We start from the raw sequence: 19,818 nt of genomic DNA, 5'->3' as shown, positions 1-19,818 counted from the left end.
ATCGGTGGTCTTCGCAATGTATTGGTGACATCACATGCTGTCAACATCACATGATGTCAATTCGGCCGCTATGAGAGGATGACGGCCATGGACGAAGCCGACGGGTCGATTCCGGGCATGCGCCGCTGGCGCGGGCAATCCCCCGCCGATCGCGTCGCCGCGCGCCGGGAACAGCTGATCGAGGCGTGCACGGAACTGATGGCCACCGTGGGCGCGGCCGAGACGTCCATGCGAGGTGTCTGCCGTCAGGCCGGACTCACCGAGCGCTACTTCTACGAGAGCTTTCCGAACCTGGACGCGCTGCTGACCACCGTGCTGGACACCGTGGTACTGGGCGCGCGCGACCGGTTGCTGGACGAGCTGCCCAACGCACCCGTCGAACGCGACGCGATGTTCCGCCACATGGTCGCCGTCTTCACCGACTATCTGCTGGAGGACCGCCGCCGCGGGCGCATCATGTTCGTCGAGTCGCAGGCCACGCCCGTGCTCTTGCCGCGCGCCTATGAACTCATCGGCCTTTTCACCGCGCCGATCGCATTGGTCATCAGCGCGGGCGACTACACCGAGCCGATTCCCGACGAGCACGATCACGAACTCAACGCCAGCGCCATCTTCGGCGCGCTCGCCTATCTCTATCGCCCGTGGCTCGACGGCGAGATCCCGGTCTCCCGAGAGCGTTTCGACGCGCACACGTCCGACGTGCTCGAACGGATCGCCACAGCGCGCTCCTCGCTGAGCACCGAAGCCTAGCCCCGGACGCCGAGCGCCCGATCGGATCATGCGGCTCGACGGGCGCCACGTGAACGTGGCCGACCGGCCGCTCCGGGCCGGTGATCGATCACACGCGGCCGCCGGTCGAACGCAGCTCGACGCAGCATTCGCCCGCTGCCGGCGCGAGCATCGCCGTCACAGTGTCGGCTTCCAGGCCGTTCAGAAAGCCACGCAGGTAGGCGTGGTTGATTCCGCACACCAGGTCCGGGGCCTTGGCCGCGAGTGGGTGGAACGGGCAGTTCCGCAGGCGCACACATCCCGCGCTCTCCCGGCCGGGTTCGAACCCTTGATCGGTCAGCGTCGACTGCAGCAGCGTCAGCGCACGTTCGGCGCCGAGGCGTCCCGGCCGAAGTTGTTGCCGTAGCGCCTGTCCGTGTTCGGCGCCGCGGTCGCGGGCTATCCGCATCGCGGCCTCCCGCGAGGTCTCGTCGGCCGACTCGGCGAGGACGGCGTCGGCGAGTATCTCCGCGAGCACCTGGTGGCGGCGTTCGGGAATGCTGACCTGGACCTCGGTGTCGGCGGGCTCGTAGACCTTCGGCGTGCGCCCGACCCGCCGGACGCCGCCGACCTGCTCGTAGCGGGCCCGCAGCAACCCGGCCTCGACGAGCTTGTCCAGGTGGAACGCGGCCAGCTTGCGGGATATCCCCACCTGCTCGGCGGCCTCGTCCCGGGTCACCGGGCGACGGGCGCGCCGGATGAACCGATACATCCCGCGCCGCAGTTCGTCGTCGAGGGCGGCCACTGCACCGATCGCCGCATCGCTGGTCACAGGATCACGATAGCACTCACCACACTGGTCGAAATACGTTCCGAGTCGATATATGGCGAGCTCTTGACCATATCGGGAAATTTAACCAATAATAATTGTCGTAATCAGCCGACCGCATTCGGACCAGCCACGGCGGTGCGCCACGAGCCGCCCTCGACATGGGGAGCCAGCGTTCATGTCCCATTCCGCGTTACGAGTCGTCCACGACTCCGGCGCCACCGTCGACCTGACCGCCGCCGAGCGCGCGGCCGGCGAGTTCCTCTCCGCGCTCGGCGTCGGCCTCGACGACGAACACCTGAAGGCCACCCCGGGCCGCATGGCACGCGCCTACGCCGAACTGTTCACTCCCCGCCCGTTCGACCTGACCACTTTCCCCAACGACGAGGGCTACGACGAGCTCGTACTGGCCCGCCGCATCCCGTTGCGGTCGGTATGCGAGCACCACCTGCTGCCGTTCGTCGGGGTCGCCCACGTCGGTTACCTACCGGGCGACCGCATCCTCGGACTGTCCAAGCTCGCCCGCATAGTCGAACACTTCTCCTGCCGCCCCCAGGTACAGGAACGACTGACCAAACAGATAGCCGACTGGCTGGCGACGAATCTGAGCCCCAAAGGGGTCGGGGTCGTCATCGAAGCCGAACACACCTGCATGACCCTGCGCGGCGTGCAGGCGGTCGGCACGACCACGGTCACTTCCACCATGCTCGGCACACTGCGTGACGACGCCCGCTCTCGTCAGGAGTTCTTCTCCCTCACCGGGATCGCGCCCTGACCATCTCCACCGTCGAGCTACAACACCCCCGAGCAGCGACCGCCCACACTGCGGCGTCGCTCGGATCGTTCGGTGCGTCCAGTAGCGAGCAAACCTTCTGCGCCACAGCGATGTTCGGCGCGTATCGAAGCACTGGCCGCATCGCTCCGATCCCGCGCGGGACGCACGGTTCGCAGTGAAGTCACTCACATCCGACGAGAGAGACGCCTCCCCGAGTACTCGCACATTGCCGCCATTCGGCAATAGCCGATCGGTTGCCATTCCGAAAGCGACGCATTCGCCCACCCGGGGCGCCACGTACTGCCCGCGACGCGAAACACCGTGACAAGCCGAAACGGCAGCTCACATCGCAATACTGCGAACGCCATAGCCAGCCGATCACCGGTTGGTGATACCTCACGAAACAGATACCATCGGCAGTGATTTCCGTCTCAGACGGAAGGCCCGAAGGTGATATAGCCATTCGTTGTTACTGTCGGGTAGTGTTCACTGCACCGACGATCAGAGTCGATCCGGAACCGTATTTCCCCACGATTTCAGGAGCGCTCGTGTCTCCCCATTCTCGTTTCGAATCCATCGGCGCCTATCTGCCTTCCAGAGTCGTCACCACGGAGGAGCTTCTTTCCGGGCTGAAAGAAGCTCCTTCATTCGATCTTGAGAAAATAACCGGCGTCCGTGAGCGCCGGGTCCGCGACACCAGGCCGGAAAGTCACGAGGACTCGTTCACACTGGCCATGAAAGCTGTGGAAGACTGTCTGTCGAGGTCACAGTATGCGCCGGAGGAGATCGACGTCATCATCTCCGCCTCGATCACGCGGAGCAAGCACGCGACCAGGGTGTACATGGAGCCGTCGTTCGCCGGTTCGATAAGCCGCCTTATCGGTGCCAAGAACGCGATCACATTCGATATCACCAATGCCTGCGCGGGAATGCTGACCGGCACGTACATCCTGGATCGGATGATCCGGTCCGGCGCCGTTCGTAATGGCCTCGTGGTCAGTGGTGAAGCGATTACCCCGATCGCCGAGACCGCAGTTGCCGAGATTTCCCAGAAATACGATCCGCAATTCGCTTCGCTGTCCGTCGGCGACTCCGGCTGCGCGATCGTGCTGGATCGCGCGGTCGATGAAAACGACATGATCCACTACATCGAAATGATGACCGCCGCGGAATACGCGCAGTTGTGTCTGGGCATGCCGAGCGGCAAGACGCAAGGCATCGCGATGTACACCGACAACCGCAGGATGCACAACGAGGATCGCTTCCTGCTCGGCACCAATACCCAGCGGAAATTCCTCGAGGCGCAGGGCAAGACCTTCGCCGACGAGAAGTTCGACTACGTCATCCACCATCAGTTCGGCGCCACCGCCATCCCGTGGATGAACGCGATCGCCGAGCGCGAGTTCGGCAGTCCGATGCCGCCGGACCTGCGGGTCATCGAGAAGTACGGAAATACTTCCACCACTTCGCATTTCATCGTGCTGCACGATCAGCTCAGCGAGCAGAGCATCCCCGCGGGCTCGAAGTTGCTGCTGGTGCCCGCGGCTTCCGGCATCGTCACCGGGTTCCTGTCCACCACCATCTCGTCACTGAAGGTCTGAGGCCGGTCATGAGTGTGCGTATCAAGTCCAGCGCGATCAGCCGCGGCGGCGACACCAACAGCATCGTGGAGCACAACGGGCGCGCGGCCAAGCGGTGCCTCGAGCGTGCCGGCATCCGTCCCGACCAGGTCGGCCTGCTGATCAACGCGGGTATCTTCCGGGATTCCAACACCGTCGAGCCCGCGGTGTCGGCGCTGATCCAGAAAGCGGCCGGAATCGGCCTGGAGTACGCCAAGGACGACCCGAGGACGTTCTCGTTCGATCTGATGAACGGCGCGATCGGCGTGCTCAACGCGGTGCAGGTGGCCACGTCGGTCCTGGAGACCGGTAGCGCCGAGCACGTGCTCGTCGTCTCCGGCGACACCCATCCGTCCCTGCTGCGTTCCGTCGGCGACGACCGGTTCCCGTACGCCACCTGCGGCGCGGCGCTGCTGCTCGAACACACCGACGAGCCGACCGGCTTCGGCAGGGTGCACACCGTCGCGGGCGAGGGCACGCCCGCGGTCGAGGCCTACGTCGACGTGACGACCATGGGCAACACCGGCCGCGGCGCCATGACGGTGGAACGCGAGCCCGGCTTCGAGGACCGCCTGCTGGAGGTGGCCGTCGACGCCGCGCGCCTGGCGCTCGCCGAGTCCGACCATGCCTCGCTCGACGAGATCGCGCTGATCGCCTCGACGCCGAGCCCGGAGTTCCCGAAAAAGCTGGCCGCCGCGCTCGGCATCGACGAAAGCTCGGTTCGCACACCGGATCTGCGCGACGGCGACCCGCACACGGCCGCGCTCACCGCGGCCTACGACCAAGCGGTAGCGGACGACACCCTCGCCGCTCATCGCCAACTGCTGTTCGTCGCGGCGGGCGCGGGTCCCTCCGCGGCGGCGGCGCTCTACCGGCTGCCAGTCTTCGCCGGGGCGCCTGCGTGACAACGGGAACCTACTGGCAGGCCATCGATCGGTTCCGTGCGGTCGTCCGCACCGACCCCACCCGGGTGGCCGTGCGCTACGCGGACGGGGTCGGCCCCGATGGCCTGCCGGCCTACCGGCACCTGACCTATCGCGAGCTGGACGCGTGGTCGGACACGATCGCCCAGCGGCTCGCCGCGTCGGGTGTCGGCACCGGGACGCGCACCATCGTGCTGGTGCTGCCGAGCCCGGAGCTGTACGCGATCATGTTCGGGCTGCTCAAGATCGGCGCGGTGGCCGTGGTGATCGACCCGGGCATGGGCGTGCGAAAGATGTTGCGCTGCTTGCGCGCCGTGGATGCCGAGGCGTTCATCGGCATCCCGCAGGCGCATGCGCTGCGCGTGTTGTTCCGGCGCGGCTTCCGCACCGTCCACACGGTGGTGACGGTCGGCAGACGCTGGTTCTGGCGCGGCGAGTCGCTGCGGGACTGGGGCCGTACGCCCACCGGCTCGATGCCCGTGGGCCGCCCGGCCACCGAGGACGATTTGCTGCTCATCGCTTTCACCACCGGCAGCACCGGCCCGGCCAAAGCCGTACAGCTGACACACGGCAACCTGGCCGCGATGGTGGAGCAGGTGCATGTAGCACGCGGGGAGGTGGCGCCGGAAGCCTCCTTGATCACCCTTCCGCTGGTCGGCGTGCTGGATCTGCTGCTCGGCTCGCGTTGCGTGCTGCCGCCGCTCATCCCGAGCAAGGTGGGCGCGACCGATCCGGCGCATGTGGCCGACGCGATCGAGAAGTTCGGGGTGAGTACCATGTTCGCCTCCCCCGCCGTACTCATCCCGCTACTGGAATACCTGCGTGCCCACCCGACTCCGCTCGCGTCGCTGGAAAGCATCTATTCCGGTGGCGCGCCGGTGCCGGACTGGTGCATCGCCGGACTGCGCGCGGTGCTGGGCGAGGACGCGAAGGTGGTGGCGGGATACGGGTCCACCGAGGCGCTGCCGATGTCCACCATCGAGTCCAGGGAACTGCTGGACGGTCTGGTCGAACGGGCGCACCGCGGCGCGGGAACCTGTATCGGCAGGCCCTCCTACCAGGTGCAGGCGCGCGTCGTCGCCATCACCGACGACCCCATACCGACGTGGGCGCGGGCCGAAGAACTCGCGGGCGGCCTGGCGGACACGCGTGGCATCGGCGAGCTGGTGGTGAGCGGGCCGAACGTCAGCACCAGGTATTACTGGCCGGAACAGGCGAACGCGTTGGGCAAGATCGTCGACGGCGATCGGGTCTGGCATCGCACCGGCGATCTCGCGTGGATCGACGAACAAGGGCGGATCTGGTTCTGCGGCCGCAAGAGTCAGCGCGTGGTCACGGCGCAGGGACCGATGTTCACCGTCCAGGTGGAGCAGATCTTCAACACCGTCGCGGGTGTGGCCCGCACGGCGCTGGTCGGGATCGGTCGGCGCGGCGCGCAGCGACCGGTGCTCTGCGTCGAAGTGAAGCCGGGCGCCGACCCGGCCGTCGTCGAGCCGGCGCTGCGGGCCCACGGCGCGCAGTTCGACCTCACCAGGACGATCGCCGACTTCCTTGTCCATCCGTCGTTCCCGGTGGACATCCGGCACAACGCCAAGATCGGGCGCGAAGAGCTCACAGGGTGGGCGGCCGAGCGCCTCGGAACGGACACCTGATCATGAAAACAACCGCACTGCGGGCGGTTCCCGTCCTGGGATGGCTGTATCTGGCGGGCGGCGCGCTCGCCGCGACCACCGGCCGTGTCCCCGACAGCCGGATCCTGCGCACCGTCTGGTGGATCGACGCGTTCCTCAGCGTCGTCGTGCACGCGGCCCAGATCCCGGTGGCCTTGCGCGCCGCCGAGGGATCCGGCAGCGGTCGCCTCCGTACGGCGATATTGACGCAGATCTTCGGCCTGACCTGGTGGCGGACCCAGCCCGGCAAGGAGAAAAGGCAATGAGCAAAGTTCTGGTGACCGGCGCGTCCGGTTTTCTGGGCGGAGCGCTGGTGCGCAGGCTGGTGCGCGACGGCGAGCACCATGTATCCATCCTGGTGCGCCGCACCAGCGATCTGTCCGACCTGAGCGCCGACCTCGACAAGATCCAGCTCGTCTACGGCGACCTGACCGATCCGGCGTCGCTCGAGCGAGCGACCCGCGGCGTCGACATCGTGTTCCACAGCGCGGCACGGGTGGACGAGCGCGGCACCCGGGAGCAGTTCTGGAACGAGAACGTCCGGGCCACCGAGCGGCTGCTGGAGGCGGCCCGGCGCGGCGGGGCCGCCCGGTTCGTGTTCATCTCCAGCCCGAGTGCGCTGATGGACTACTACGGCGGCGACCAGATCGACGTCGACGAGTCGGTGCCGTATCCGCGGCGCTACCTGAACCTGTACTCGGAGACCAAAGCCGCGGCCGAGCGGGCGGTGCTGGCCGCCGACACCGAGGGATTCCGCACCTGCGCGCTGCGCCCGCGCGCGATCTGGGGTGCGGGCGACCGGTCCGGTCCCATCGTGCGGATGCTCGGGCGGGCCGGCGCGGGAACGTTGCCGGATTTGTCGTTCGGCCGCACCGTGTACGCCTCGCTGTGCCACGTCGACAACATCGTCGAGGCCTGTGTTCGAGCAGCCGCCTCGGACACGGTGGGCGGCAAAGCGTATTTCATCGCCGACGCCGAGAAGACCGACGTCTGGGGTTTTCTCGGCCAGGTGGCCGCCCAGCTCGGATACCAGCCGCCGACCAGGAAACCCAACCCCAAGGTGATCGATGCGGCGGTGCGCGTCATCGAGACGATCTGGCGCATCCCCGCCGTCGCGACACGCTGGTCGCCTCCGCTCTCGCGCTACGCCGTCGCTCTGCTCACCCGCAGCGCCACCTACGACACCAGCGCCGCCGCGCGCGATTTCGGCTACCGGCCGGTCGTGGACCGCGACAGCGGGCTGACCGCCTTCCTCACCTGGCTGGAAGGCCAGGGCGGAGCGGTCGAACTCACCCGCGACCTGCGCTGAGCACTTCCCCGTTACCGGAGACCAGCATGAGCAACGCCCCTGTCTTCCGCAGGAAGATCACCCCCACCGAACGCCTCTATTTCTCCACGCGACAGGTCACTCCGCCGTTCGTGATGCACATCGCCGTCCACGGCGAGGGCAGCCTTGATCCGGCCGCCGTGCAGGCCGCCGTCGACGTGGCCTCGGCGGCTGCTCCCGGCACCCGCCTCGTCCGCGACGGCCGCGACTGGGTGGACAGCGGTCTGGCCGCCACCGTGCGCGTAGTGCCGGGATGGTCGCTGAACTACAACGCACTGGAGCACGACGCGGTGCTCAACAGCCCGATCGGTCCCACGCCGGATCGCACCACCGAGGTGCTGCTGCTCACGGGTGCGCAGACCACCGTGCTGTTCCGCGCCTTCCACGGCGTGATGGACGGCATGGGCATGCGCATGTGGGTGGACGACGTATTCCGCGCCCTGCGGGGGCAGCGTCCGCTCGGCGCTCCCGACCCGGTCGCGGACGCCGAACTGGTCGCGCGGGTCGGCGCTGCGGGCAGACCGACTTTGGTGCTGCCCACATTCCAGGCGCCGTCCGGACGCGGCCGCCAGGATCCGGCGGCCCCGCGCTGGCTGCTGCGCCACCGCACGATCGAGGCGACCGGCAGGGGCATCGTCGCGCGCGTGGCGGCGATCCTGGCCGAAGAGTCGGAGACGAAGTCGCGCTTCATGATTCCGGTCGATCTGCGCAGGCACGATCCCGGCTCGCGGTCCACAGCGAACCTGGCGCTGCCCCTGTTTCTCGACGTGGCGCCAGGCGAAGACTGGGAGGCGGTCAGGGAGCGGATGCGGGTCGGTCTGCGGGAGAAACGCGAACTGAACGAATTGGACAACGGCAAGCTGTCGAAGTTCCCGGACGCCGTCATTCGCACGGTGCTGCGCGGGAGCAACTGGCTGGGAGCACGGCTGAACCGGAACATGGTGTCGGCCACCGTCTCCCACATGGGCGCCTGCGATCTCGACGAGATCGCCGTGCCCGGCTGGACACCGACCACCATGCGGTTGCTGCCGCAGCACAGCGGCGCGATGCCGCTGCTGTTCGCCATGGTCGAATCGCGCGGGAAGCTGGAGCTGACCGTCTCCTGCCGCAACGGCGTGGGCATCGAGCCCCGGCTGGAGGCGCTGCTGGACAAGATCACCGCGCGGCTCGAGGCCGAGCTCGCGCCGCACGATCTGGCCGCGGCATGACCGCCATCGCCCGGGGCGTCCTCGCCCGGCCACGGATGGTGCTCGTCGTCGTGACCGGGGTGATGCTGCTGTCCGGCCTCCTGGGCATCGGGGCGTCGGACAAGGTCACCGCTGCCGGGTTCATCGATCCCGGCAGCGAGTCCGCGCACGTGGATCAACTCGTGAGCGAGCACTTCGGACCGCAGAATCCCGACGTGGTCGTGCGCTACACCGCTCCGGAGGGACAGACGCTCGACGACATCGGCCCCTTGGTGCAGGAGGCGCTGGCGCGGATCGATCCGGCGGTGCTGCAACGGCCGATCGAAACCTATTGGAACGCTGGGTTCGCGCGAAAGCAGTTCCTGCGCGCGGCGGACGGACGGCACGCGCTCGCCGTGGTCTATCTCGCCGGTGACGCCAACCAGCGTGTCGCCGTGTATCCCGACATCGAACCGCTGCTTCGCGTTCCGGGTGTTCCGGCCGATCTGTCCGGCTACAGCGCGGTCTCCACGGAGATCAACGCGCAGTCCCAGCACGATCTGGTCCGGGCGGAAGCGCTCTCGCTTCCGCTGACGCTGCTCATCCTGGTGCTGGTGTTCGGCGGCCTGGTCGCCGCGTCCTTCCCGGTCGTGGTCGGCGGCCTGACCGTGCTCGGCGCGCTGGGCGCCATCCGCGTGCTCGCCGAACTCACCGAGGTGAGCACATTCGCGGTGAACATCGCCTCCCTGCTCGGCCTCGGGATGGCCATCGACTACGGGCTGTTCCTGGTCACCCGATTCCGCGAGGAGGTCGCCGAGGGGCACGACGTGCGCGCCGCGATCACCCGCACTTACTCGACCGCGGGACGCACCATCGCGTTCTCGGCACTGCTGCTGGTTTGCGCGTTCGCGGGTACGTTCGTCTTCCCGCAGGCGGTGCTGCGCTCGCTCGGCATCGGCGCGATCACCGCGGTCGCCCTGGCCGCCGGACTCTCGCTCACCGTGCTGCCCGCCCTGCTCGCCCTGTTCGGCGCGCGCATCGGCGCCGCGCGCGCGATCGATCGCACCGACCGGTTCTGGGGCGGCCTGGTCGACCGCGTGCTGCGGCGGCCGGGGCTGGTGACCGTGGTCGTCGGCGCCGTCCTGCTGGTCTTCGCGGCGCCGTTGGCCGGGCTGCGGCTGGGCGACATCGACCACCACGCGTTGCCCCCGGACAACGCCATGCGCGTCACCATCGAAGAACTCACCGCGCAGTTTCCCGCGGCGGGCAGCGGAGCCACCGCCGTGCTGCACGGCACGAACGGGCCGCCGCAGGCGGCCGCGGTCGATGCCGTCGCGGCGGCACTGGGCAAGGTCGACGGTGTGCGGCAGGTCGTCCAGGTGGGTCGCGCCGAGGATTTCGTCGTCTTCCACGCGTTCCTGCGCGATACCGATCGCACCGAAGCGGCGAGCGCCTCGGTGCGCGGCATCCGTGCCCTGACGCCGCCGGACGGCACCGTGCTGTGGGTCGGCGGCGACACCGCGGCCACCGTGGACAGCGTGCGGTCCATCGTCGCCGGGATGCCGTGGATGATCCTCGTAATGGTCGGCGCGACGCTGGTGCTGCTGTTCACCGCGTTCCGCTCGATCGTCTTGCCGCTCAAGGCCGTCGCCCTCGCCTTCCTGAGCCTCGCCGCGACCTTCGGCGTGCTCACCTGGATCTTTTGCGGCGGGCATCTGTCCGGTCCGCTCGGCGTGAGCACAGGCCCGATCACCGCGGGCATGCTGGTGCTGATCCTCGCGGTCGTCTTCGGGCTGTCCACCGACTACGAGGTGTTCCTGCTGTCGCGCATGGTCGAAGCGCACGACGCGGGCGCCGACACCGCGGCGTCGGTGCGCGTAGGCACGGTCAAGACCGCGCGCGTGATCACCGCGGCGGCGACCTTGCTGGTCATCGTCACCGGGGCGTTCACCCTCTCCCCGCTGACCCCGATGCGCTTCCTCGGTCTGGGCATGATCATCGCACTCGTCGTGGACGCCACGCTCGTGCGCATGCTCTTGGTGCCCGCTCTGGTCCAGCTGATGGGCCCGGCCAACTGGTGGTCACCGCGCCGCCGCATCATCCCGGCCACCGTCGGCCGCATCCGGGAACGCACGTCGGCAGCCTGACGGAATCCAGCGGTGCTAAGCGACCAGTTCCAGCAGGCCCCGTGGATCCCACGGCATCGGCCCGGTCGGGAAACTCATCCGGACCAGTCGATGCGGGGCGACCGCGTCGAAGTGGGCCACCGCGGGTGGCAGGAACCCGCCGATCACCTTTTCCACCATCGTGTTCAGCCCGGTGAGCCGCGGCCGCAGCCGTACCTGCCAGCTGGTGATGCGACCGGCGGGTACGTCGACGACGGTGCGCTGCTCCACTTTCGCACCGAGCGGGACGTGCACCGAGAAGGCGAGCCACAGGTCGACGCACTCTTCGGCGCCCTCGGCGAAGTCCAGGCCGCGCAGCAGCGTCAGGCCGCCGGCGAGCGGCATCACGTTGGCCGGAAAAGGCGCGATCCCGCCGCCGAACTGAAGATGGGTGGTGCCGACGAAGTTGGCCTCTTCGCGGCTGACGACCGTGGTGCCCGAGCGTGTCTCGGCGCGATAGCGCTCGGCCGACAACCGATCTCCGGAGCGCTGGAATCGCTGCTCGATGGTCATCGCGAAATTCGCGGGTCCGAGACCGACCTCGAGCATCGAGCGGTAACCGTCGCCGTCGTGCGATACCACGCTGATCAGATCGAGCTTCGGCGGCCGATCGGTCACGCTGACGGTGTAGACGGACTTCTCTCCGTCCGGTATCCCCGGGTCACGAAAAGCGGTGCGCATATGTCCTCCTCACACTGTGTCCTCGGCCGCCGCCGCGAACACCGCTTCGAGGGTGGCCACGTAGCGCTCGACGGAACCGTGCGCCACCGGCGTGTCCGGGTAGATGACGCTCAGCGTGGTCTCCGACGCGAGCCGGTTGATCCAGATCAACACCTGTTCGGACGCGGCGCGATTGGCGTACAACCCGCACGACGCCAGGTCGAAGACCTCGTTGCCGAGCAGTTCCCGGGCGTCGACGTAGGAGATCATCGGCGTGGACCAGCCCGGTTCCAGGTCGAGATCGGAGTCCGCGGGCAGCAGTTCCACCACGCGCTGGAACGAGGTGGGAGCCAGGCGCAGGCCGTTCTCGTAGGCGTGCTGCGCGATGGCCGCGGCCCGGGCGAAGGTGGTGGTCGGCGCGATCGGAAAGGCCACCGGCAGCAACGTCACATACCAGCCGACCGACGCGCGTTCGGCGGCGGAACCGCGGGTGCTGACCGGTGTCATGCCGAAGTAATAGTCGCTGTCGACGAGCTCGCGCTCGGCCAGCGCCGCCGCGGCGAAGATGCCGCCGACGAATTCCGCGCCGTTGTCACGGCAGACCCGCTCGAACCGTAGCGCGGTGTGCTCGTCGAACAGCGTGACCGTGCGGTGCGCGCTGCGGCTGTACACATCGGTCCGCCTGCCCAGATCCAATGGGAAGGAGGGCAGTTCGCCGTCGTTCCCGCGAATGAGCTCCAGCCACTTCTGTACGCCGGGCGAGGCGAGCGTCATCCGGCCGGTGTACTCCCGTTCGGCGGTGCAGTAGTCGAGATAGCTGGCCGCGGGATGCAGCATGCCGACGTCCTCCCACACCTCGCGCAGATACAGCAGCGCGAGGTCGAACCCGGACAGGTACTGGCCGAATCCGTCGGTGTGCAGATGATCGACCGCCAGGTAGACCGTCGTCGAATCCTCGCGTTCGATCGCCCCGAAGGTGAAGCAGTCCCAGTCGAAGGGCCCCGGCGTCGTCTTCTGGACGTGATCGCGGATCGCCCTTGCCTCGTCCACGTGGCCGTAGTCGACCGGCACGAAATCGACGTCCTCCGCGGGCACCAGGTGACGCTCGATCGCACCGGCGGCGTCGACCCGGAACCAGGTTCGGAAGGTGTCGTGGCGCAACAGGAACGCGTTGACCGCCCGCGTCATCGCGGCCAGGTCGAGGCCGCCGGTCGGGATCTCCGCGGTCACCAGGCACAGGCCCGAGTACCGGAAATCCGCGTCGGCGTGCCGATCGGCGAGCCGCAGATACTGCTCCTGCTGGTGCGAGGGCGGAGCCGGGTGCACCGGCGCCCGGCGGGCGCGCGCCACCGACTCCGGTGACGCCGCCCAGCCGACCAGCCGGCCCGGCCCCGGCTCCCATTCATCGATCAGCCCGAAACGGACCACGGGGACACCTCGTTTCGACGGCGGTCGGTCACGGTCTGGCCCCAGCTGTCATCAGCGCCGGAACGCGCTCGGCCGCAGCGTCATTCGAAGCGGTCGGCGCGACCGGATCCGCGACCGGCTGCGCCTGACCGGAATCGGCGGCCAGGATCAGTTCCGCCACCTTCGGTCCGGCCTGCTCCAGGCTGAACGAACGGCCCATCTGCAGTGACATCAGGTCGATACCGAGGGTCTTGGTGACCCGCGCGCCGAGTTCCACCGCCATCAGCGAATCCAGCCCGAGTTCTGGCACCGGAACGGTCATGTCGATGGACTCGACCGGCACGCCCATGACGACGGCGAGTTCCTCGGCCATCTTGCGGGCGACGAAGGCCCCGCGCTTGCCCTCTTCGATCGCGGCCACCTCCGCGCGCAGCCGAGCCAGCTCGGAGGTGTCCTTGGCGGAGGCCTGCGCGAGCGCGGTGGTGCGGCCCGTGCGGGTCAGCTGCGGGAAGGTGCCGGTCAGCTTGGCCCAGTCGGTCGGGATGATCGCCGCGCGGGCCACGCCCAAGCGCAGTGTCTGCTCGAGATAGGCGGTGGCGTCGGCCATGTCGATCGGATCGAAGCCGACCAGATCGAGGTACTTGAGGGCCGTCTCGTCGGCGGCCATGCCGCCCGTCGCGCCCGACAGGTGACCCCAGCCGACGCACAGCGCCCGCTCGCCGGCCCGGGACCATTCCTCGGCCAGCGACTCCACCGCCACATTGGCCGCGCAGTAGTTGTACTGCCCGTAGATGCCGTACATCGAGCCGCCCGAGGAGCACAGCACGAACATGTCCAACCCGATCCCGGCGTCGGCCACGGCTCGATGCAGTACCCGGGCACCGTGCACCTTCGGGCGATACACCTTGTCCAATTCCTCGAATCGCATCGCGTCCAGGCGATTGTCGGCCACCGCGCCCGCCGCGTGGAACACTCCGCGCAGCGGGTGCTCGGCGCTGTGGGACCGCGCGACGATCGCGGCGACCGCCTCCGGGTCGGTGACGTCGGCCCGCTCCTCGATCACCTCGACGCCTACGGTGCGCCACGCCTCGAGCTGGCGGCGTGCCTCCTCAGTCCTCGCGCCGCCGCGGCCGAGCAGTACCAGCCGCCGCGCCCCGCGCAACACCAGCCAGCGCCCGATGGCCATCCCGAACCCGCCGAATCCGCCGGTGACCAAATACGTCGCCGAGCTGTGGATCTCGAGATCCGGTAGGTAAGGCCGCACCGCCGGGGCGGGTGAATCCAGGCGCAGCGCGATCCGGGACAGACCGGTCGAGCGGATGGTCTCCTCGAACGCCCTTGCCACCTCGTCGGTCTCGAACAGCCGGTAGGGCAACGGTTTGTAGGTGCCCGCGAGCACCTTCTCGTAGACCCGCTGCAACAAACGAGCCAGCCGCTGCGCGTCGACGGCGACCAGGCGGTCCAGATCCATCGAGAAGTACGCCAGGTTCTTGTCGAAGTTGGACATCTCCAGCAGGCCGCCGGTGTAGATGTCGGCCTTGCCGACCTCGACGATGCGCCCGAATTCCGCGACGGCGTTGAAGTTCTGGCGCAGGATCTCACCCGGCGCGCTGCTGAGCACCACCTCGACGCCCTTGCCGCCGGTCAGCTCGAGCACGTCGTCGACGAAGTTGAGCGAGCGCGAGTCGATCGCGTGATCGGCACCGAGGGCGAGCACGTGGGCGCGGCGCTCGTCGGTACCGGCGGTGCCGATGATGCGTGCCCCACGATCCTTGGCCACCTGGATCGCGGCCGTGCCGACGCCGCCCGCGGCGCCGTGGATCAGCACCGTCTCCCCCGGTTCCAGCCGGGCCAGATCCAGCAGCGCGTACTCGGCCGTGCCGAAGGCGATGGTGCTGGTGCAGTAGGCGGGATCGGCGTCGGCGGGCAGCGGGATGGTCAGTTGCCGGTCGACGACGACGTAGCGCCGCATCATGCCCTTGGCGGCGACCGCGACCAGATCGCCCACAGCGAGGTCGGTGATCTCCTCGCCGACCCGCACCACCTCGCCGACGCCCTCCATTCCGGGCACGGTGCCGAAATAGGTTGGCGCCAACTCGCGCTCACCGAGCAGACCGATGACCTTGAGCGGATCCTTGTAGTTCAGACCGATGATCTTCATCCGCACCTCGACCTGTCCCGGTCCGGGTCGGGGCCGCGGGCACTGCCGCCATGCCAACGCCGACAGCAGGCGGGTCCGGGGCAAGTCCAGCGCGAAGTTGGCTTCCGGGTCGGTCATTGGTTCGGCGGTGTCGAGGGCGTCCAGGCGCGCCTGCAGCGGCTTGGTCACCAGCGGCGCCCAGCGCGTGCCCGCGCGCAGCACCACCTCGTCGAGGTTGTCGTTCCAGAACGCGCCGGGCACGGCCAGTTCTCCGAGCAGTTCGCCGATCTCGGTGCCGGGTTCCACGTCGATCAGCCGCCAGCGCAGCGCCGATTGCTCGTTGAGCAGCACCCGGCGCGCACCGGCCAGCGCGGCATGTTTCGAGTTCGGCGGAATCGGGCTGTCCGGCAGCGCGAACGCGCCCTCGGTCACCAGCGTGGCATGGCACCAGCCGTCACCGAAGACGCTCTGCGGCCCCTGTTCGGTGGCATCCGGGTGGACGAACTCGTCGAGAGCGACCGCGATCCGCTCCAGTGTCCACAGATCGGCGACATCGTCCTCGACGGCACCCGCGACCACGCAGACGTGCAGCCGGTCGGCGCCTTCCGCCTTGGCGGCGGCCAGGGTGGCGGCCAGATCGGCGGCGAGTTCGCGGCTCGCCACCCCGGCCACGTAGAGCCGGGAACCCGGGATCGCGGCGGCCAGCTGCCCCGCCCGGCGGCAGTCGCCGCCCAGCGCGACGATCACCGTGGACACCGAATCCCGCGGCAGCGCGGCGGGATCGAGGGCATCGCGCGGTTCGAGCGTCTCGGCGTAGTAGAAGTCGACCATCCGGTGCAGCGGATCCTGGCCCGGCGCGAGCGCACCGATCTGCAGGCCGCTCAACCGCATCACGAGGCTGCCTTCGTCGTCGAGCAGATCCACCTCGGCGCGCAGCCGGGCCCGGGGATCGCGCCGCGCGACCACGGTGATCCGCTCGGGCAGCGGCGCGACCAGCCGCACCGCCGCGACACCGACCGGCACCAGCGTGCCCTCGTCGATCCTGGCGTCGGCGAACAGCAGGGCCGCCGACTGCATCGCGGCATCGACCACCGCGGGGTGGGCGAGATGTCCGGAATCCGCGGCGATGGCGCCGTCGACGGTGGCCACCACCGCGTCCGCGCCGACGCGCACGGAGGTGACACGACGGAAGGCCGGACCGTACTGCAGTCCCGCCGCGGCCAGACCGCTGTAAAACATCCGCGGGTCGATGTCGAGACCGACGTCCAGGGTGGGCACCGGGACCTTCGTCGGCTTGTGGCTGCCGGTCAGCGTGCGGCCGAACGCGTGCACCGTCCAGGCCGTCCCGGTCGCCGAGCGCGATCGGATCATGAACCGGCCGCTGGCCTCCTCGACGGTGAGCGCCACCAGCGGCACGTCCGGCGCGCCCATGATCAGCGGGGCCACGAACCGAACCTGTTCCAGCGCGACGCGTTCCACGCCCAGACGGGCGGCCGTCGCGCTCAGGGCGGCGTCCAGGTACGCCGCGCCCGGCATGATCTTGACGCCGTTCACCACATGATCGGCCAGCCACGGCAGCAACTCGGTGCCGACCTGTAGCAGCCAGTCCGGCCTGCCCTCGACGTCGGGATCACCGAGCATGGCGTAGGCGCCGGGGGTGCCCAACCGGGCCTGCTCGAACAGCGGCAGCGCCGCGTGCAGCCGGGTCCGTTGCCACGGATAGCGCGGCAGCGGCACGTGCGGGGTGGCGCGCTCCGCCGGGAACAGCTTGTCCAGGTCGAGCACGCCCGCGCCGTAGAGGCCGATGAGGGTGCGGCGGATGCTCACCGAATCCGGCTGCTTGCGATCCAGCGTCGGTACCGTCGTGCCGTTGACGTCCGCGCCGAGCAGCGCTTCGCGGATGTTGCCCGAGAGCACCGGGTGCGGGCCGACCTCCAGGAAGACCCGGCTGTCCGCGCCGATCAGCTTCCCGACCGCGTCCGCGAACCGGACGGGCTGCCGCACATTCGCGCACCAGTACTCCGCGTCCCAGTCGGGGCCGACAACTTGTTCGCCGGTGACCGAGGAGTACAGCGGCACGGTCGGCGTCATCGGCGTGAGCCCGGCCAGCGAGGCGCGCAGCTCGTCCAGGATCGGGTCCATCAACCGGCTGTGGTACGGCACCTCGACGCGAAGTCTGCGCGCGAAAATGCCGTCTTCGGTGAGCTTTTCGGCGATCTCGTCGAGGCGGTCGACGTCACCGGACAAGGTGAGCGAACTCGCACTGTTGATCGCGGCGACATCCACCCGCTGGTCGTCGCCGACGAGTTCGCGAGCCTGCTCGGGCGACATCCCGACCGCGAGCATGCCACCCGATCCGGCGGTCGTCGCCTGCAACCGGGCCCGGTGGTAGGCCACCAGCACCGCGTCACGCAGCGACAGCATGCCGCTCACGTAGGCCGCCGACACCTCGCCCACGCTGTGTCCGACCGCGGCCGCGGGCCGGATGCCGTACTCGGCCAGCTCCCGCACCAGCGCCACCTGCACGAGGAAGTTGGCCGGCTGCGCCACCTCGGTGCTGGTGACCCTGGACTCCTGCTCGGGCCGCAGCAGCTCCTCGATGATCGACCAGCCCGCGATCGAACGGAACTCGGCGTCGACCGCCTCCGCCGTGTCGGCGAAGACACCTCGGCTGCGGAGCGATTCGCGTGCCATCCCCCACCACTGCGGACCCATGCCGGAGAACACGAACACCGGTTCGGCCGTGCGCGCCACGATCGTCCGCGCGGCGTCGCGGCCCTCGCCCGCGGCGAACGAGCGCAGATCGCGGACGAGGTCGGCGGTGTCGCCGAGGAGCATGCCCGTGCGGTACTGATGGTGCGCCATGCGCGTCCAGGCGGCCTCGGCCAGTTGTTCCGGGTCGGCGCCCGCGGCGATCAGATCGCCGAATCGACCGGCCAGCGCCCGCGCCGCGCCGGTGCTGCGCGCCGAGATCGGCAGGACGCCGAAGTGCCGCGGGGGCGAGACAGGTTCAGCGGCGGTCGGCCGGAACTCCTGCAGGATGGTGTGGGCGTTGGTGCCGCCGTAGCCGAAACCGTTGACCGCGACCGTCATCGGCTCGGCGTCGGCGGGCAGCGGCTCCGCCTCGAGTTGGACGTGCAATCCCAACTCGTCGAACGGGATGTCCGGATTGGGTTGGTCCAGCCAGCCCTGCGGCGGGATGGTGCGATGCCGGATCGCCAGCGCCGCCTTGATCACGCTCGCGATACCGGCCGCGGCCTCGGTGTGCCCGAGTGTCGACTTCACGGAGCCGACGCCCAGTGAGCCCGTGCGCCCCGCGGGCGCGCCGAACACTCGGCCGAGCGCGCGCAACTCGACCGGATCGCCGACCAGCGTGCCGGTGCCGTGCGCCTCGACGTAGGTGATCGTCCCCGGCGCGAGGCCAGCGCGGCCGCACACCGAACGCGCCAGTGCCTCCTGGGCTTCGGCGCTGGGCACGGTGATCGCGGTGGTGCGGCCGTCCTGATTCGAACCGGTCGCCTTCACCACCGCGTAGATCCGGTCGCCGTCGCGGACCGCGTCGTCGAGCTTCTTCAGCGCCACCATGCCCGCGCCCTCGCCCCGCCCGTAGCCGTCGGCCGAGGCGTCGAAGGACTTGCAGCGGCCGTCCGCGGCCAGGAAACCACCCTTGCACATCAGGACGAAGGTCTCCGGTTGCAGCATCACGTTGACGCCGCCCGCGAGCGCCACCTCGCAGTCGCCGTTCTCCAGCGCCTGACAGGCGAGATGAAACGCGACCAGCGACGACGAGCACGCGGTATCGACCGTGAGCGCGGGTCCGACCAGGTTGAGCGCGTAGGCGATCCGGTTGGACAGCATGGTGTAGGACGCGCTGGCCGGGGTGTGCATGTCGGTGTGGAACAGAGCCGGGCCGACCACGCCGATCACCGACTGGTCCACCACGAATCCGCCGACGTAGACGCCGATCGAGCCGCCCGCCGCGCGTCGCGCGATCCCGGCGTCGTCGAGCGCCTCCCAGGTCACCTCGAGCATCAGCCGCTGTTGCGGATCGAGCACGGTCGCCTCGCGAGGGGAGATGCCGAAGAAGTCCGGGTCGAATTCCCACGGGTCGATCGTCATGAACGCCGCGCGCTTGGTGTAGCTGCGCCCCGGCGTACGCGGTTCCGGATCGTAGTAGCGGCGGTAATCCCAGCGATCGGCCGGCATTTCGACCACGCCGTCCCGTTTGTCCAGGACGAATTCCCAAAATGTTTCGGGCGAGTCGATGCCCCCTGCAAACCTGCAGCCGATGCCGACAATTGCAATATCCGACATGCACATCCTCCGGGTCGGATCCAGTTCGATCGCCATTCTTTTTCCGGCGATTCACGAATCAGCCTGTGCACACTTGGCGTCCGGCCCAGCGTAACGGCCGCCACACCGGCCGTCG

The 19,818-nt window shown here is 68.9% G+C and carries 13 protein-coding genes; 9 read left to right on the top strand and 4 right to left on the bottom strand.

Annotated features, from left to right (window positions below; translation table 11 throughout):
- Positions 1 to 87: 87 nt before the first annotated feature.
- Entirely contained in the window at positions 88 to 750 is a 663-nt protein-coding gene (locus ACIA5H_RS27965) for a TetR/AcrR family transcriptional regulator (RefSeq protein WP_397078377.1), read from the top strand.
- Between the two features lie 88 nt (positions 751 to 838).
- Here the strand turns inward: ACIA5H_RS27965 and ACIA5H_RS27960 are convergent, their stop codons facing one another.
- Positions 839 to 1,540 carry a helix-turn-helix transcriptional regulator gene (locus ACIA5H_RS27960; RefSeq protein WP_397078375.1) on the bottom strand — a complete coding sequence of 234 codons (702 nt, stop codon included), beginning with the start codon at positions 1,538 to 1,540 and terminating at the stop codon, positions 839 to 841.
- A 175-nt stretch (positions 1,541 to 1,715) separates the two neighbouring features.
- Here ACIA5H_RS27960 and folE point away from each other — a divergent pair, with 175 nt between their 5' ends.
- The 8 genes from folE to ACIA5H_RS27920 all read left to right on the top strand — a co-directional run bounded on the left by folE (position 1,716) and on the right by ACIA5H_RS27920 (position 11,164).
- Entirely contained in the window at positions 1,716 to 2,312 is a 597-nt protein-coding gene (gene folE, locus ACIA5H_RS27955; protein WP_364431053.1) for a GTP cyclohydrolase I FolE, read from the top strand.
- A 548-nt stretch (positions 2,313 to 2,860) separates the two neighbouring features.
- A complete protein-coding gene (locus tag ACIA5H_RS27950; protein ID WP_397078413.1) occupies positions 2,861 to 3,913 on the top strand; it encodes a 3-oxoacyl-ACP synthase III family protein in 1,053 nt (350 codons plus the stop codon).
- 8 nt (positions 3,914 to 3,921) lie between these two features.
- Positions 3,922 to 4,836 (top strand): hypothetical protein, encoded by a 915-nt coding sequence (locus ACIA5H_RS27945; RefSeq protein WP_397078373.1) that lies wholly within the window; start codon positions 3,922 to 3,924, stop codon positions 4,834 to 4,836.
- Positions 4,833 to 6,506, top strand: a complete 1,674-nt coding sequence (locus tag ACIA5H_RS27940; RefSeq protein WP_397078371.1) for a fatty acid CoA ligase family protein — start codon at positions 4,833 to 4,835, stop codon at positions 6,504 to 6,506. Before ACIA5H_RS27945 ends, ACIA5H_RS27940 begins: the two co-directional genes overlap by 4 nt.
- A 2-nt stretch (positions 6,507 to 6,508) precedes the next feature.
- Positions 6,509 to 6,790: a hypothetical protein gene (locus tag ACIA5H_RS27935; RefSeq protein WP_397078369.1), complete on the top strand. Its 282-nt coding sequence runs from the start codon at positions 6,509 to 6,511 to the stop codon at positions 6,788 to 6,790.
- Positions 6,787 to 7,833 (top strand): NAD-dependent epimerase/dehydratase family protein, encoded by a 1,047-nt coding sequence (locus tag ACIA5H_RS27930; RefSeq protein ID WP_356961925.1) that lies wholly within the window; start codon positions 6,787 to 6,789, stop codon positions 7,831 to 7,833. The genes ACIA5H_RS27935 and ACIA5H_RS27930 overlap by 4 nt, the downstream gene beginning before the upstream one ends.
- A 26-nt stretch (positions 7,834 to 7,859) precedes the next feature.
- Positions 7,860 to 9,059, top strand: a complete 1,200-nt coding sequence (locus ACIA5H_RS27925) for a peptide synthetase (RefSeq protein WP_397078366.1) — start codon at positions 7,860 to 7,862, stop codon at positions 9,057 to 9,059.
- Complete coding sequence (locus ACIA5H_RS27920; protein ID WP_397078364.1) at positions 9,056 to 11,164, top strand: MMPL family transporter; 2,109 nt, start codon at positions 9,056 to 9,058, stop codon at positions 11,162 to 11,164. Before ACIA5H_RS27925 ends, ACIA5H_RS27920 begins: the two co-directional genes overlap by 4 nt.
- A 15-nt stretch (positions 11,165 to 11,179) precedes the next feature.
- Here ACIA5H_RS27920 and ACIA5H_RS27915 read toward each other — a convergent pair whose 3' ends face one another.
- Genes ACIA5H_RS27915 through ACIA5H_RS27905 form a run of 3 tightly spaced genes read right to left on the bottom strand, consistent with a single transcriptional unit; the run spans position 11,180 to position 19,703 of the window.
- Positions 11,180 to 11,863: a hypothetical protein gene (locus ACIA5H_RS27915; protein ID WP_355070955.1), complete on the bottom strand. Its 684-nt coding sequence runs from the start codon at positions 11,861 to 11,863 to the stop codon at positions 11,180 to 11,182.
- A 9-nt stretch (positions 11,864 to 11,872) separates the two neighbouring features.
- The gene (locus ACIA5H_RS27910; protein ID WP_397078362.1) at positions 11,873 to 13,270 is read right to left on the bottom strand and encodes a condensation domain-containing protein; all 1,398 of its coding nucleotides are present in this window, start codon (positions 13,268 to 13,270) and stop codon (positions 11,873 to 11,875) included.
- Between the two features lie 28 nt (positions 13,271 to 13,298).
- Complete coding sequence (locus ACIA5H_RS27905) at positions 13,299 to 19,703, bottom strand: type I polyketide synthase (protein WP_397078360.1); 6,405 nt, start codon at positions 19,701 to 19,703, stop codon at positions 13,299 to 13,301.
- Between the last annotated feature and the right edge of the window lie 115 nt (positions 19,704 to 19,818).

Origin of the sequence: Nocardia sp. NPDC051900 (assembly GCF_044452545.1) — a bacterium.
Classification (GTDB): Bacteria; Actinomycetota; Actinomycetes; order Mycobacteriales; family Mycobacteriaceae; genus Nocardia; species Nocardia sichangensis.
Note: the sequence above shows the minus strand (reverse complement) of the source record. Positions and strands in the feature narration are given on the sequence as shown.